The organism is Flavobacterium arabinosi (assembly GCF_048158725.1).
Lineage (GTDB): Bacteria > Bacteroidota > Bacteroidia > Flavobacteriales > Flavobacteriaceae > Flavobacterium > Flavobacterium arabinosi.
This window is the reverse complement of record NZ_JBLNKX010000002.1, coordinates 151,930-167,971: the sequence shown is the minus strand read 5'-3', so window position 1 is coordinate 167,971 and position 16,042 is coordinate 151,930. Positions and strand designations below refer to the sequence as shown.

General features: G+C 35.0%; 11 protein-coding genes. 7 read left to right on the top strand and 4 right to left on the bottom strand.

Annotated features, from left to right (window positions below):
* The first annotated feature begins 46 nt into the window (after positions 1-46).
* From ACM55K_RS04845 to ACM55K_RS04825, 5 genes are all read left to right on the top strand, one after another.
* Entirely contained in the window at positions 47-1,000 is a 954-nt protein-coding gene (locus ACM55K_RS04845) for an AAA family ATPase (RefSeq protein ID WP_416849130.1), read from the top strand.
* 354 nt (positions 1,001-1,354) lie between these two features.
* Positions 1,355-4,126 carry a bifunctional aconitate hydratase 2/2-methylisocitrate dehydratase gene (locus ACM55K_RS04840; protein WP_416849129.1) on the top strand — a complete coding sequence of 924 codons (2,772 nt, stop codon included), beginning with the start codon at positions 1,355-1,357 and terminating at the stop codon, positions 4,124-4,126.
* Between the two features lie 122 nt (positions 4,127-4,248).
* The gene (locus tag ACM55K_RS04835; RefSeq protein ID WP_416849128.1) at positions 4,249-6,516 is read left to right on the top strand and encodes an aconitate hydratase; all 2,268 of its coding nucleotides are present in this window, start codon (positions 4,249-4,251) and stop codon (positions 6,514-6,516) included.
* Between the two features lie 199 nt (positions 6,517-6,715).
* Entirely contained in the window at positions 6,716-7,036 is a 321-nt protein-coding gene (locus tag ACM55K_RS04830) for a hypothetical protein (RefSeq protein WP_039109077.1), read from the top strand.
* A 710-nt stretch (positions 7,037-7,746) separates the two neighbouring features.
* Positions 7,747-9,237: a LysM peptidoglycan-binding domain-containing protein gene (locus tag ACM55K_RS04825; protein WP_416849127.1), complete on the top strand. Its 1,491-nt coding sequence runs from the start codon at positions 7,747-7,749 to the stop codon at positions 9,235-9,237.
* A 440-nt stretch (positions 9,238-9,677) separates the two neighbouring features.
* Here the strand turns inward: ACM55K_RS04825 and ACM55K_RS04820 are convergent, their stop codons facing one another.
* Positions 9,678-10,133 (bottom strand): VOC family protein, encoded by a 456-nt coding sequence (locus ACM55K_RS04820; RefSeq protein ID WP_416849126.1) that lies wholly within the window; start codon positions 10,131-10,133, stop codon positions 9,678-9,680.
* 45 nt (positions 10,134-10,178) lie between these two features.
* Positions 10,179-11,231 (bottom strand): glycosyltransferase family 9 protein, encoded by a 1,053-nt coding sequence (locus ACM55K_RS04815; protein ID WP_416849125.1) that lies wholly within the window; start codon positions 11,229-11,231, stop codon positions 10,179-10,181.
* 401 nt (positions 11,232-11,632) lie between these two features.
* Here ACM55K_RS04815 and ACM55K_RS04810 point away from each other — a divergent pair, with 401 nt between their 5' ends.
* Entirely contained in the window at positions 11,633-11,860 is a 228-nt protein-coding gene (locus tag ACM55K_RS04810; RefSeq protein ID WP_416849124.1) for a CDGSH iron-sulfur domain-containing protein, read from the top strand.
* Between the two features lie 122 nt (positions 11,861-11,982).
* Here ACM55K_RS04810 and ACM55K_RS04805 read toward each other — a convergent pair whose 3' ends face one another.
* Positions 11,983-13,443: a sialate O-acetylesterase gene (locus tag ACM55K_RS04805; RefSeq protein ID WP_416849123.1), complete on the bottom strand. Its 1,461-nt coding sequence runs from the start codon at positions 13,441-13,443 to the stop codon at positions 11,983-11,985.
* A gap of 146 nt (positions 13,444-13,589) precedes the next feature.
* Entirely contained in the window at positions 13,590-13,985 is a 396-nt protein-coding gene (locus ACM55K_RS04800) for a VOC family protein (RefSeq protein WP_416849122.1), read from the bottom strand.
* Between the two features lie 405 nt (positions 13,986-14,390).
* Here ACM55K_RS04800 and ACM55K_RS04795 point away from each other — a divergent pair, with 405 nt between their 5' ends.
* Positions 14,391-15,800: an APC family permease gene (locus ACM55K_RS04795; protein ID WP_416849121.1), complete on the top strand. Its 1,410-nt coding sequence runs from the start codon at positions 14,391-14,393 to the stop codon at positions 15,798-15,800.
* Positions 15,801-16,042: the final 242 nt, after the last annotated feature.

Genomic DNA, 16,042 nt, shown 5'->3' with positions numbered 1-16,042 from the left:
ATGAATTCATATCGCTAACTCTTTTTAATTTAAAATACATTCTAAAATGTCTGACGTAGCAGCAATACATAACTTAGTTCAAAAACGAAATGAGCTAAAAAACGAAATAGCAAAAATTATTGTAGGTCAGGATGCGGTGGTAGATCAAATTTTGCTTTGTATTTTTTCTGGAGGTCATGCGCTTTTAGTTGGGGTTCCCGGATTAGCAAAAACATTGATGGTAAATACATTGGCGCAAGCCTTAGGGCTTGATTTCAAAAGAATTCAGTTTACTCCTGATTTGATGCCATCAGATATTTTGGGAAGCGAAATATTAGATGAAAGCCGAAAATTTAAATTTATAAAAGGGCCTATTTTTTCGAATATTATTCTGGCAGACGAAATCAATAGAACACCGCCTAAAACACAGGCAGCTTTGCTGGAAGCAATGCAGGAACGTTCCGTTACTATTGCTGGGGAGAATTATAAATTGGATTTGCCGTATTTTGTGCTGGCAACTCAAAATCCTATTGAGCAGGAGGGAACGTATCCTTTGCCTGAAGCACAATTAGACCGATTCATGTTTGCCATAAAACTCGAATATCCTTCTTTTGCGGAAGAAGTGCAAGTGGTAAAACGCACAACTTCTGATATTAAAAACACAATTAATCCATTATTTACGGCGCAGGAAATTATTGATTTTCAACAATTAATTCGCAGGATTCCTGTTGCGGATAATGTAATTGAATATGCAGTAACACTGGTCAGCAAAACACGTCCGGACAATCCGTTGTCGAATGAATTTGTGAAAAATTATTTAGATTGGGGAGCTGGACCAAGAGCTTCGCAAAATTTAATTTTGGCTGCCAAAGCCAATGCTGCTTTTAATGGGAAATTTTCACCGGATATCGAAGATGTAAAAGCGGTGGCTACCGGAATTTTACGTCACAGAATCATCAAAAATTACAAAGCTGATGCCGAAGGAATTACCGAAGAGATGATTATTGATAAATTGATTTAAAGAGTCGTTTTTAGTCATAAACTAAAAAGTTTCCTTTTGACTCATACAATATCACATATTTAGTAGTATAATTTAGAAAAAAATGAAAAAATAATCTTGGTAAAAAGGTGATTTTGTCTTCTAAAGTAATAATTATACAAATAATCTTTCTGATTTTCAGAATTTTTCAATAAAACACATAATATTTATTCTTTTTATAAATATTATGATTCAAATGGCATCTTTTGCTGATTTTTTTAAATTCTCATCTTTAATTCTTAAGTTTGCATCACAAATAAAATAAACTAATATTATGGCTTTTTTATTTTGAAATAATCAAGGAAATCTGCCATATAAAATTGAAAATACATCATTATGAACACTTATAACGATTACATCAAGGAGATCGAAGAACGAAAAATTCAGGGACTTCACCCAAAGCCAATTGATGGTGCCGAATTGTTAAGCGAAATCATTGCGCAAATTAAAGATTTAAATAACGACTACAGAGCAGATTCTCTTAACTTCTTTATTTATAATGTTGTACCTGGAACTACTCCTGCTGCTAATGTTAAAGCTAATTTTTTAAAAGAAATCGTTCTAGGTCAATCAGTAGTTGATGAAATTACGGCCGATTTTGCTTTAGAGTTATTATCACACATGAAAGGTGGAACTTCTATAAAGGTTTTACTTGATTTAGCTTTAGGTAATGATGTTGCTATTGCTAAACAAGCTGCTGAAGTTTTGAAAACACAAGTTTATCTTTATGAGGCTGATACAGATCGTTTAGCTGAGGCTTTCAAAAGCGGTAACGAAATTGCTAAGGATATTTTAGAGAGCTATGCTAAGGCTGAGTTCTTTACTAAATTACCAGAAATAGCAGAAGAGATTAAGGTAGTTACTTTTATTGCTGGTGAAGGAGATATTTCAACTGATTTACTTTCTCCAGGTAACCAAGCGCATTCAAGATCGGATCGTGAACTTCATGGTAAATGTTTGATTTCTCCTCAAGCACAAGATGAAATCAAAGCACTACAAGCACAGCATCTTGATAAAAGCGTGATGTTGATTGCTGAAAAAGGTACTATGGGTGTTGGTTCATCAAGAATGTCAGGTGTAAACAACGTGGCTCTCTGGAGTGGAAAACAAGCAAGTCCTTATGTTCCATTTATTAATATTGCTCCAATAGTTGCAGGAACAAACGGTATTTCTCCGATTTTCCTAACAACTGTTGATGTTACTGGTGGGATTGGTCTTGACCTTAAAAACTGGGTAAAAAAATTAGATGAAAATGGTAACGTTCTTCGTAATGAAAGCGGCGACCCTATTCTTGAGGAGGTTTATTCTGTTGCTACTGGGACTGTTCTTACAATCAACACAAAAACAAAAAAACTTTATAACGGCGATAAAGAATTGATTGATATTTCTAAGGCATTTACGCCTCAGAAAATTGAATTTATAAAAGCTGGTGGATCTTACGCAATTGTATTTGGAAAAAAACTTCAAACATTTGCATCAAAGACTCTTGGTATTGATATTGTGCCTGTATATGCTCCATCAAAAGAAGTTTCTGTTGAAGGACAAGGTCTTACGGCTGTAGAAAAAATATTTAATAGAAACGCTGTTGGTTCAACTCCAGGTAAAGTTTTACACGCTGGTTCAGATGTTCGTGTAGAAGTGAATATTGTTGGTTCACAAGATACAACTGGTTTGATGACTTCTCAGGAATTAGAGTCTATGGCTGCTACTGTGATTTCTCCAATCGTTGATGGTGCTTACCAATCGGGTTGTCACACTGCTTCAGTATGGGATAATAAATCTAAAGCAAATATTCCGAGATTGATGAAATTCATGAACGACTTCGGTTTGATCACAGCTCGTGACCCGAAAGGCGTTTATCACGCAATGACGGATGTAATTCACAAAGTACTTAATGATATTACTGTAAACGAGTGGGCTATCATCATTGGTGGTGACTCTCATACAAGAATGTCTAAAGGTGTTGCTTTTGGTGCTGACTCAGGAACAGTTGCTCTTGCACTTGCTACTGGAGAAGCTTCAATGCCAATTCCTGAATCTGTGAAGGTAACATTCAAAGGAGAGATGAAAGGGTACATGGATTTCCGAGATGTAGTTCATGCTACACAATCTCAAATGCTTAAGACATTTGGTGGAGAGAATGTATTTCAAGGAAGAATCATTGAGGTTCACCTTGGAACTCTTAATGCTGACCAAGCATTTACGTTTACGGACTGGACTGCAGAAATGAAAGCAAAAGCTTCGATCTGTATTTCTGAGGATTATACCTTGATCGAATCACTAGAGATTGCGAAGGGTAGAATTCAGATTATGATCGACAAAGGCATGGATAATAAAAATCAAGTTCTTAAAGGACTGATTGCTATAGCCGATAAGAGAATCGCCGAAATTATATCAGGTGAGAAACCAGCGCTAAGACCGGATGCAAATGCTAAGTATTACGCTGAAGTTGTTGTAGATCTTGATCAGATTTCTGAGCCAATGATTGCTGATCCTGACGTAAATAATGCTGATGTTTCTAAAAGATATACTCACGATACTATTAGACCATTATCTTTCTATGGAGGAGTTAAAAAAGTAGATCTTGGATTTATTGGTTCTTGTATGGTTCACAAGGGAGATATGAAAATTCTAGCGCATATGCTTAAGAATATTGATGAGCAAGAAGGTAAAGTAGAGTTCAAAGCGCCACTAGTTGTAGCTCCTCCTACTTATAATATTGTTGATGAATTAAAAGCAGAAGGTGATTGGGAAATTTTACAAAAATACTCTGGCTTCGAATTCGACGATAATGTTCCTAAAGCGGCAGCACGTACATCATACGAAAACATGCTGTATTTAGAGCGTCCAGGTTGTAACCTTTGTATGGGTAACCAGGAAAAAGCGGCAAAAGGAGATACTGTAATGGCAACATCTACTCGTCTTTTCCAAGGGAGAGTCGTAGAAGATACTGAAGGTAAAAAGGGAGAGTCATTACTTTCCTCTACACCGGTTGTGGTATTATCTACAATCCTTGGTAGAACTCCAACAATAGAAGAATATAAGACTGCAGTAGAAGGAATTAATCTGACTAAGTTTGCACCTTCTCATAAGTTATTAGTTAAATAATTCACATAATTAGTTAATTATAATTTAAAAGCCTGAGTCTAATGACTCAGGCTTTTTTTGTACTCTATTTTTTTGTATCTTGTATGTTTAAAATAGATTAGTAACAATTATATATAAATCTTATGGCTTTTGATATTGAAATGATTAAAAAAGTGTATGCGAATATGACTAGTCGTGTTGATGCAGCACGTGAAATAGTTGGTCGTCCACTAACTTTAACTGAGAAAATTTTATATAGTCACCTTTGGGATGGCGTTGCTAAGCAAGCATACGGAAGAGGAGTTGATTATGTTGATTTTGCTCCGGATAGAGTAGCCTGTCAAGATGCAACAGCTCAAATGGCTTTATTGCAGTTTATGCACGCTGGAAAGAAAACAGTTGCTGTTCCAACAACGGTTCACTGTGATCATTTGATTTTGGCTAAAAATGGAGCTGAATTTGATTTAGCGGCAGCAAATAAACAATCTAAAGAGGTTTTTGATTTTCTTTCTTCAGTATCTGATAAATACGGAATTGGTTTTTGGAAACCAGGTTCAGGAATTATTCACCAAATCGTTTTGGAGAATTATGCATTCCCTGGAGGTTTGATGATTGGTACCGATTCACATACTGTAAATGCAGGTGGATTAGGTATGCTGGCAATTGGTGTTGGTGGAGCTGATGCCGTAGATGTAATGTCAGGAATGTCATGGGAATTAAAATTTCCAAAATTAATAGGTGTAAAATTAACTGGAAAACTTTCTGGTTGGACTGCACCAAAAGATGTTATCCTTAAAGTAGCTGATATTCTTACTGTAAAAGGTGGAACAGGAGCTATTGTTGAATACTTTGGAGAAGGAGCTACTTCAATGTCTTGTACTGGAAAAGGAACTATTTGTAATATGGGAGCCGAAATTGGTGCTACCACTTCTACATTTGGTTATGACGAGTCGATGAGAAGATACCTTTCTGCAACAGGTCGTCAAGATGTAGTAGATGCTGCTGATAAGGTAGCTTCTTACTTAACTGCTGACCCAGAAGTATATGCAAATCCAGCAACTTATTTCGATCAAGTTATCGAAATTAACCTTTCTGAATTAGAGCCACATATTAATGGTCCTTTTACTCCGGATAGAGGTACGCCAGTTTCTAAAATGAAAGAAGAAGCTGCTGCTAACGGATGGCCAATTAAAGTAGAATGGGGATTAATCGGTTCTTGTACCAACTCTTCTTACGAAGATATGGCTCGTGCAGCGTCTATCGTGAATCAAGCTGTTGAATTAGGAATTAGCCCAAAAGCTGAATTTGGAATTAACCCAGGTTCTGAGCAAATTAGATATACAATCGAAAGAGACGGAATCATCGCTACTTTCGAAAAAATGGGAACCAAAGTATTTACAAATGCTTGTGGCCCATGTATCGGACAATGGGACAGGGCAGGAGCTGACAAACAAGAAAAAAATACAATCGTTCACTCTTTCAACCGTAACTTTTCTAAACGTGCGGATGGTAACCCAAACACACACGCTTTTGTAACTTCACCAGAAATGGTTGCTGCTTTAGCAATTTCAGGTCGTTTGGATTTCAATCCTATTACTGATACTTTAATCAACGATAATGGGGAAGAAGTAAAATTGAGCGCTCCTTATGGTGATGAATTACCTAAAAAAGGATTTGCTGTAGAAGATGCAGGATTTCAAGCACCAGCTGCTGATGGTTCAGGAGTTCAAATCGTAGTTAGCGAAACTTCAGATCGTTTGCAATTATTGGCACCATTCCAACCTTGGGATGGTAAAAATATTTCAGGAGCTAAATTATTGATCAAAGCTTTCGGGAAATGTACTACTGACCACATCTCTATGGCTGGTCCATGGTTGCGTTTCCGTGGTCACTTAGATAATATTTCTAACAATATGTTGATAGGAGCAGTTAATGCTTTCACAGATAAAACCAATTCGGTTAAAAATCAATTGACTGGTGCGTATGATGCAGTTCCTGCAGTTGCACGTGCTTACAAAGCAGCTGGAGTTCCGTCTATTGTTGTGGGAGATCACAATTATGGAGAAGGTTCTTCTCGTGAGCATGCGGCTATGGAACCTCGTTTCTTAGGTGTTCAAGCAGTATTGGTAAAATCATTTGCTCGTATCCACGAAACAAACCTTAAAAAACAAGGTCTTTTAGGATTGACATTTGCTAACGAAGCAGATTATGATAAAATCCAAGAAGATGACGTTATCAACTTTACAGATTTAGTAGATTTCGCTCCAGGAAAACCTTTAACATTAGAATTCGTTCATGCTGATGGAACCAAAGATATCATCTTGGCAAACCATACGTATAATGAAGGGCAAATAGGTTGGTTCGTTGCTGGTTCAGCATTAAACTTAATTGCTGCTGCTAGTAATGCATAAGTAAATTAAAATATTTTATATTCAAAACTCTCAGGGAAACTTGGGAGTTTTTTTGTTTTATGGTTTTTTAGAACAGGGCTATTTTTCATTTTAAATCATATTAATTTGAAGTTAAAATATTGATAATAAAGGTTTTGAAGTTTAAAATGATTGTGCTATTTTGTATCTTTAGTCACTATTAATTTTAAATCTAATTGCGATGAGAATGTTAGTTAATGTTATCTTCCCTATTGAGCCTTTCAACTCAATGGCAAGAAATGGTACAGCTGGTGAGATTATCAGTCGAGTGATTGAAGATATTAAACCAGAGAGTATTTATTTTTCTGAACAAGATGGTAATCGAGGTGCGGTTATGGTAGTTGAAGTTCCTGATGCTTCTGCTATTCCATCTATTGCTGAACCTTGGTTTTTAAATTTTGAAGCCAATTGCGAGTTTAGGATAGCTATGACTCCTGATGATTTAATGCGGGCTAACCTCAGTAAACTTGCAGAAAAATGGCATGATGTTCATGTAATGTAAAGAAAGCGAAAGAACTAAAAGCACCACTTCATATAAAATGGGGTGGTTTTTTTTTTGGAGCTATTTCCTGCTGACCGCTTCAAGCTTTTTCATAAAATTGCTTTTTTCCAAGATAAAAAAGGAGCTTCCACCGGTCGCTCTTTTTTCTCAGGAAAAAAATGCAATTCCATTTCAAAAGGCTTTCCACTTTCATCAGGGCTAGAAATCGGGGAGACGATTTCTTTTGGATTTTACGATTTAAAAAAAAGAAGTGAATAGTATCATTTTAAATAAAATGGAATTTTTTGTTCTAAAAAGACCAAAAAAATGCTGAAAAATAGGCGTTTTCTTTATTTTACACGTTAAAACCAAAAAAAAATATTGTTTTTTAAATTTTATAACTTAAATTAGCTTTTTGTAGATAAATTTTCAGAGAAGCTTTTTTTAATTGTAAACAAATCATCTTCATCAGAATATTTATTTCAGCGCAACAATACATTTGGCTTGTACTGCGTTACTGTTTGAGTAGCTTTTGAAATTCGAACAAAAATTCAATTAGATTTTAAAATGAAAACATTATTGCCCTCTTTTTTGAAAAGAGATACCATTTTTTTTGAATTTTTAAAAAATATAAAATAGTTGAAAAAAGAAACCCTAGCGAGATTTAATAATTATATCCCGAAATTGCTAAGGAGAATAAAAATGGGGTAAGTAATTTGAAATAAATGAATATGAGTTTAAGATTAGTTGTAACATTGTTTTTATTAAATAGTATTGTACTTTTTTCACAGGAAAGCACCAAGAAACATACCATCATAAAAGGGGAAACTATTTCGAGTATTGCAGAGAAATATGATGTAAAACAAAGCGAAATCTATAAATTAAATCCAAAAGTCAAGAATCTATTAAAACTCAATTCAGTCTTATTAATTCCTGTTACTGCTCCAAAAAACACCACTACCAAATCTAAGATTGCAACAAATTATTCCGAGAAAGAACACGAAGTGCTTGCCAAAGAAACACTTTACGGAATCGCAAGACAATACGGAATTACAGTAAAAGAATTAAATGAAGCCAATCCCACATTAGAAACTTCAGGATTAAAAATAGGACAAAAAATCGCAATTCCAGGTAATGCAACTTCAACAGAAATCGCAGTTGCTCCCCCAGCAAAAAAGTCTTCACAAAAAGTACCTGTAGCAATTGAACCTAAAATTGCTGAAACCGAAAGTACTATTGGCGAAAGTACTATTATAGAAGTTTTGCCAAAAGAAACAAAGTATTCCATTACAAAAAAATACGGAATCACAATCAAGGAATTCGATAAGGCCAATCCAACATTAGGAGTTAAATCACTTAGAGTGGGGCAAAAAATTAATATTCCTGCAAACGCATCACTAAAAACTGAAATCGCAGTTGCACCTCAAGAAAATAAAATACAATCCCTACAAGAGCCAACTGTTATGGCTCTACCGATAAATGATTTGTCAAAAGCAGCATTGGTAATTGTTACAAACCCAACAGAAAGTTCAAATACTTCAAATGAAACTATTGTTCGCGAAGTGTTGCCAAAAGAAACAAAGTACGGTATTGCAAAACAATACGGACTTACGGCTCATGAATTAGAAAACCAAAATCCTGAAATTAAATATAATTTTCCAGTTGGCTATAAATTAAACATTCGATCTGCTAATGCAAATAACGAAAATGTAGCAATTGCAGATACTGAAAATGGCAGGCATAAATTTATAAATGATGAAAACGATAACGAGCAATATAAGAACGTCGAAAGCAATAAATGGGAATTTAAAAGTTTTGTAAAACCGGCTTCCAATCCTAACTTTTTAGATGAATTGATTGAAACAGCTTCATCTAATATCGGGACTAGATACCAGTCAGGTGGAACTTCGAAATCAGGCTATGATTGTTCTGGTTTAATGTGTACTACATTTGGAGCTTTCGATATCAAATTGCCAAGAACTTCTATAGAGCAATCCCGTTTAGGAGTTGTAGTCAATGCAGAAGATGCTCAAAAAGGAGATTTAATTTTCTTTAAAACTAATGGAAGAAGCCGCATTAATCATGTTGGAATGGTGGTTGAAGTTTGCGATGGTGATATAAAATTCATTCATGCCTCAGTAGGTGGAGGTGTTGTTATTTCATCTGTGAAAGAGAAATATTATGAAAAAAAATTAACTCAAATCAATCGCGTTTTACAATAATCAAATTTTAGAAAACACATAACTTCTTATATATAATGGAAACTCTTCAGCAAACTGGGGAGTTTTTTGTTTTTTATTAAATGCAATTTCATCTTTAAACTTTTATAGCTTGAATGGATTTACAGTGGTGCCATCGTCTGTTTTAAGAGTTAATACAAAAGAGATAACGATTAATTTCGTATTACTGTTTTGAGTTTTTTATTTTTCCTCGTCCTATTATTGGTCTTATTATTTAGTTCAACATAGAACTTAAATCTATACTACAAAGTTGCAAAAGATACACAAAGAAAACATTACACAATTTAGAAGAAAAGTATCAATTTTCACACATCTGATTAGAAGCGTTTTATTGTTTTTTTGCGAAAGAATAGATAAGAGTCTACATTTTATTACTCACTTTTAAAATATTAAGGACTATAGCTTTTAAAAGTGATAGGAATCTATTTTTCAACGCTGTTTACTTCAATCCAATAGCCATCTGGATCCTGAAAATAAATCTGTTTAATCCCGTCAGCACGAACGTTGATTTTATGAAGCGTTCCTGGCCAGTCAGAATAAGTGATCTTCAGGTTTTCCAATACTTTTACCAGTCCATCAAAGTTCACGGCTTTAAAAGCAAGATGCACGGCTCTATTTATTGTAACGGGATCTTTAATAGTAGAAACTAAATGCAATTCTTTTCCATCTCCCAAAGAAATCCAACGGATGCCTTCTTTTCTCGTAAGATTAGTAATTTCTTTAAGTTTTAAAACGTTAGTGTAAAAATCAACTGAACGATCCAAATCTTTCACTGATAGCGCAGTATGATCCATAGTCAAAGAAAATGAGTTTTGGTCCTGTGCCCAAATTGATCCAGTAAACACGAATATAAGAAGTGAAAAGAGTATTTTTTTCATAGGTATTTAATTTTAGTTTTTTATAAGGAACAAGGTAATGCTAAATCAGTTAGCAGTAAGAATACGATTGATGATTTTAATACAATCATCCGTATTATTAGTATTGGTGTTTATTGCCACACTATTATTATTGTAAGGCGCATACATGTTTAGATTAGGGCGTGAAAACAAACCAACGGTAGGGGTTTGTGAAGCACTGGCCAAATGCATAATCCCACTGTCGGCACCAATAAAAATTACGGTATTTGCAATTACTGACCCAATTTCACGAACGTCTTTACTGTAAAAGGTAGGTGCTTTAAATCCAATTTGTGAAATATTTTCAACAGGTAACACTTCTATAATATTATAATTTGGGTATTCTTTTTTTAATCGATCATAAAATTCTTCCCACCAAGATTCTGAATAGCATTTGTCATCAGTGGCATAAGTAAAAATAGAAATTGTCTTTATATCGTTTTTTACTATTTCTTTCACTATTTTTTGACCTTCAGCAATTTCTGAAAAACTTAGTTTAATGTCTAATGGGGGAACTGGATTCTCATTTTTATTAAATCCTAATTTGGTTAAAAAACTTCTAAATTCGTATACCGGATATTTTGCAATGTTCTCATAATCGGTGTATTTTAATTGAATGTTTTCATCAACTTCGCCAAAAAACTTATATTTTGCATTAGCAAATTGCGCAGATAATCTTCCTGATGAAGAACCTTTATCTACATTTATAACAATATCATAGTGTTGTTTTTTGATTTTTATCCAAACTTGAAAGTAAGCTACTAAATTTTTAAAAGGCTTTTTAGGGAGTTCTATAATGTAATTGATGTTTTTATAATTTTGAAAAACAATGGGTGCTAAACCACCTTTTACAAATAGATCAATTTTACACTCTGGAAAAGTAGCGATAACTTCTTGCACTAGCGGCGTAATCAACAAAAGGTTTCCTAATCTATGATTTGGCCTTGAAATTAAAACTCTTTTAATTTCGATTTTTTGAGTCAAATCAATTTTTTGATTTTTTTGTGAACTGCCAATGTTTTTGGTCAAACTGTGTGTTATTATCCTTCTATATTCATTTACTTTTTTTAAGACACTCATGCTTTTAATATTATAGGGTATTGAATTCTTTTTGGTTAAAATTAAAAAGGTTGTATATTCATGAAACAAAATATGAAATAATTAAACACAGCCCAGAAATGTACTACGTACTTGACAAATGTACAATATAGATGGAAATCATTCTGCTTATACCATAAAATAAAAAGAGAACTAGAATTTATATTTGTGCAAAGTCTCCTTCCTAAAGAAGGAAGTGTGATTGTAATTGATTTGGTATCAGATTTTATTTGGTTCAGCTGACTGCTATTAATTCATAATTTACGTTTTACTTAATATAGAATTAATGTAAATTAGCCTTAGATATCATAAAAATAATAGCGATTTCAAAGTGGTATGCATATATTTTGCAATCTTTGAATTCTAAAAAATTAAATAGTATTATGAGTAAGACAAAACTAATAATTAATCGCAATGGATCTATAAAAATAGAAGGTGATTTCGAAATAATGGACTTTGAAGGGAAGGTTTATGGATTAGAGGGGAGAACCGCATTAGGCCTTTGTCGTTGTGGATTATCATCCAACAAGCCTTTTTGTGACGGTTCACATCGTAACAATTTTGAACATGAAGCAGAAGCATTTGATTTGCCGCCAATGAAAACCAATTAAAGAATAAGTTTTCTATTTCAATAAATAAAAAAAGCTACATCATTGTAGCTTTTTTTATGTTTTGTGATGTCTCCTCATTCTAGGTACGGAAAAGAGTTCCGCGATCGGGCGATATATTTGTTTTAAAAAAGTTTATCCCACGGATTATCACTTCTAAAAGGAATGGCAGGAAGTCCTTCTTTGTTGATGAAATTGGATTGGGCAGCTTCGTTCCAACCAAAACGCACCGAAAGGGGATGTGGAACTTCAGAAGCAGAAACGATTATTTTATTGCCCTCTATTTCCGCTTTTGCCGATACAAATTTCCCGTCCAAACCTGCTATACTAAACCAGGTAAGAGGTTTTTTATCACGGCTTGCTAAACCACTTCCTACATTTGAAAAAGTGATTTCAATGGTTTGGTGTACTATTTTCATTTTTTGATAAACAGGTCCGGAACAAACGACATTTTTTTGTCCATACGCTTTATTTGTGGCCACTAGACTTAAACGGCGACCAACTTCCCATTTGTATCCAGGATGCAAATCAGCAATACTGTCGACTAAATCGGTAATTGCAATCATGCTTGTATTCTTTAAATGCAATGCGAGCGCCTGTGATTCCCAGAATTCGGGAAGATTTTCAGTAGTGTGTGGACGAACATCTTTGGCAGTAGAATAATTGTAGGGCGCTATTTGAACAAAATAAAAAGGTAATTTTTTATCTTTCCAATCGTTACGCCAACTTTCAATCAGTGTTTTAAGCTTATAGGCATAACGGATATTTTCGTTCAGAAAACAATTTGATTCCCCCTGATACCATAGAATTCCTTTCAATGTAAAAGGAATTAGAGGTTGTATCATGGCCTCATAAAATTTACCAGGATCGCCACCATCCGCACTTAATTTGTCTAGAATTTTTCCGTTTTTCATTTTAGGAGCCACTTCCATTTTAGAAGCCTGAATCCACGGTTCAATCCGACTACCAGGTACTGCTGCAGAAATCATTCCGATAGGAACCTGTAATTTAGCATATAAGTCTTTCGCAAAATAATAACCAACAGCCGAAAAATCAACCAATGGTCGTCCCATCGCCGCGTCCCAACCGAGATGTTCTGGACTTGGATCCATGTATTTTCGACGGTCAAGAAAAATGCGGATATTGAGATTATTTGCAGTGTTTAAATCATCTTCAGGCGGTCTGTTTCCATTCACTGCTGATTGGAATTTACTATATTTTCGCATAGCATATTCCATGTTAGATTGGCCTGAACAAAGCCAGACTTCCCCAACCAATATATTTTTTAGTAGGATTGTATTTGTCCCTTTAATAGTCATTTCGCGTGGTGTAAACGAAGCTTTCATCGGGTTGAGTTTCACTGACCATTTTCCAGAGTTATCGGCAACCGTTGTTTTGCTTTGTCCAGCAAAAGTGACTGCTATTTTTTCACCTGGACCAGCAGTTCCCCACACAGGTACTTCTTTCAGTTGCTGTAAAACCATATTATGTCCCAGAATTTTCGGGAGCGTAACTTGACTGGAAAGATTGAAAGTAAATAAAAGTAAAACAGTTAAGGATAAGAAAGTCAATTTTTTGGAATGCATATTTTTATAGTTTAAAATGGCACGGGATGACTAAAACGCAGCCCGTGAATAAAGATTATTCAGTATTTTTTTGTGATTGTTTGTATTTTGAAGAAGTTTTTCAGAACAGATGGTGTCATTTGGTTAAGGGATTGTGGCAGGATGAATTACATTCCCGGCCAATATAACACATTGAATTTGTGGCCGTCTGGATCTGCAAATCCAAAAGTGTATCCCTTTTCGAATTTCTGGGGTTCAGCATAAATTTTTCCGCCTGCTTTTTTGACCTTTATGAACCATTGATCAACTTCTTCTATACTTTCAGCGGAAAGAGAAAAAATTACTTCGTTTTGCTTTTCAAGATTTGCCGCCTCACTGTTCGCAAAGCTTTCAAATCTTGCTTTCGCAAAGAAATGAATAATAAATTTATCATTGCCAAAAAAGAAACTCGACAACTCTTCCGTACGATTGCCATTTTTTTTAAAATCTAATTCTGTGTAGAATTTGGTTGTTTTATCTAAGTCATTTGAGACAAGATTCGCCCATATCATTTTAGCTTCCATAAGTTTAAATTTTTAGATATCTATTTGCGAAAACTAAGTTATGACTTTAATGCTTTTTTCTTTGCAAAAGCCATATTGAATTGCGTTTATTGTTCGGATGTCAGAAAAATCGCTGCTAAATTTTTTTAGTGCTTTTTACTGGGGATTCTTGTTGTAGTTCTTGATAGTCGATTGGTATTACTGGCCTAACCATTGTTGTTGCGGTTTGCGTGAGTGATGGAAGCGGCATCCTTTATTTTCTTTCTTTAAGAAAATAAAGATATAGCGCACAGCCCGACCCAGAGTTTTTACGGAGGGTCACGCCCAAAACTTTAAAATTATTGCGCATCCTTTCCTCCATTTTCTTAAATTTCCAAAAAAAGTATATCTTTAGCCAACTAAAACCAAAACCCCAAAACAAAAAATATGGAAGACCAAAAACCAGAAGATTTTAAAAGAGAATTAGGATTGCTTGATGGAACCATGCTTGTGGTGGGTTCTATGATAGGTTCAGGGATATTTATAGTAAGTGCTGATATTGCACGACAAGTGGGATCAGCGGGTTGGTTGATTTTGATTTGGTTGATTTCGGGATTGATTACTATGATTGCAGCTGTAAGTTATGGCGAATTGAGCGCTATGTTTCCAAAAGCGGGTGGTCAATATGTGTATCTGAAAGAAGCATACAATAAACTGATTGCCTTTCTTTACGGTTGGAGTTTCTTTGCTGTGATCCAGACGGGAACGATTGCCGCGGTAGGTGTTGGGTTTTCAAAATTTGCGGCTTATTTGGTTCCGCCATTAAGTGACGAAAATATTCTGTATGAAATAGGTTCTTTCAAGCTCAATGCAGCACAAATTGTCTCAATAATCACCATTATTTTACTGACGTACATCAACAGTCGCGGGGTGAAAAACAGTAAAATAATGCAAACAGTTTTGACGGTTATTAAAATTTTATCGTTGTTTGGATTAATAATTTTTGGATTTATTCTTGCTGCCAAAGCAGAAATTTGGAATGCGAACTGGACAAATGCATTTAGTTCCAGAGCCTTCAACACCGAAAGTGGTTCTTGGATGCCAATAGGCGGAACGGCTTTGTTAACCGGAATTTCGGCAGCGATGGTGGGTTCTTTGTTTTCCAGTGATGCTTGGGTGGGAGTTACTTTTATAGCGGGTGAAATTAAAAATCCAAAGCGAAATGTAGGTTTGAGTTTGTTCTTGGGAACTTTTATCGTTACGATTATTTATGTTCTTACGAATTTGATGTACCTCGCCGTAATTCCTTTGGACGAAATTGCTACTGCAAAATCTGACAGGGTAGCGGTTGTGGCTTCACAATATACTTTTGGTGATATGGGAACGATTATCATTGCGGTGATGATTATGATTTCGACTTTTGCTTGTAACAACGGATTGATTATGGCAGGTGCCAGAGTCTATTATACCATGGCAAAAGATGGTTTGTTTTTCAAGAAAGCAGCAGTGCTTAACGATGCCAGTGTTCCGGCTTGGGCCTTATGGATACAATGTGTTTGGGCTTCGGTTTTGTGTTTGACAGGGAAATATGGTGATTTGTTGGATTTTGTAATTATCATTGTATTGATTTTTTACATCTTGACTATCTACGGGATTTTTATTCTTCGCAAGAAAATGGCAGATGTAGAACGACCTTACAAAGCTTTTGGATATCCATTTCTACCATTTTTATACATAATTATTGCTTCGGCGGTGTGTATTTCTTTGTTACTGACTAAATTTTCTACTTGTGGTTGGGGTGTTTTGATTATGCTGACAGGAATTCCTGTGTATTATATGACGAAACCGAAGGAGTAGTTTTGCAGATTACAGTTTTTTAGATTGAATTTAATACTAAATACTGCGTTCTGATTTCTTGTTTGCGTAAGGGATAGCAGCGGAAATCCTTTTATGAAGCGTAGCGGAATAAAAGATTACAGCGAATAGCCCGACCCGAAGTTTTTACGGAGGGTTACGCCGAAAACACTTTTAATATAGTATAAAAACAGAAAACCCGTCTTGAGACAAGACGGGTTTTTCTAGTGTAGTAAGCACTTGTT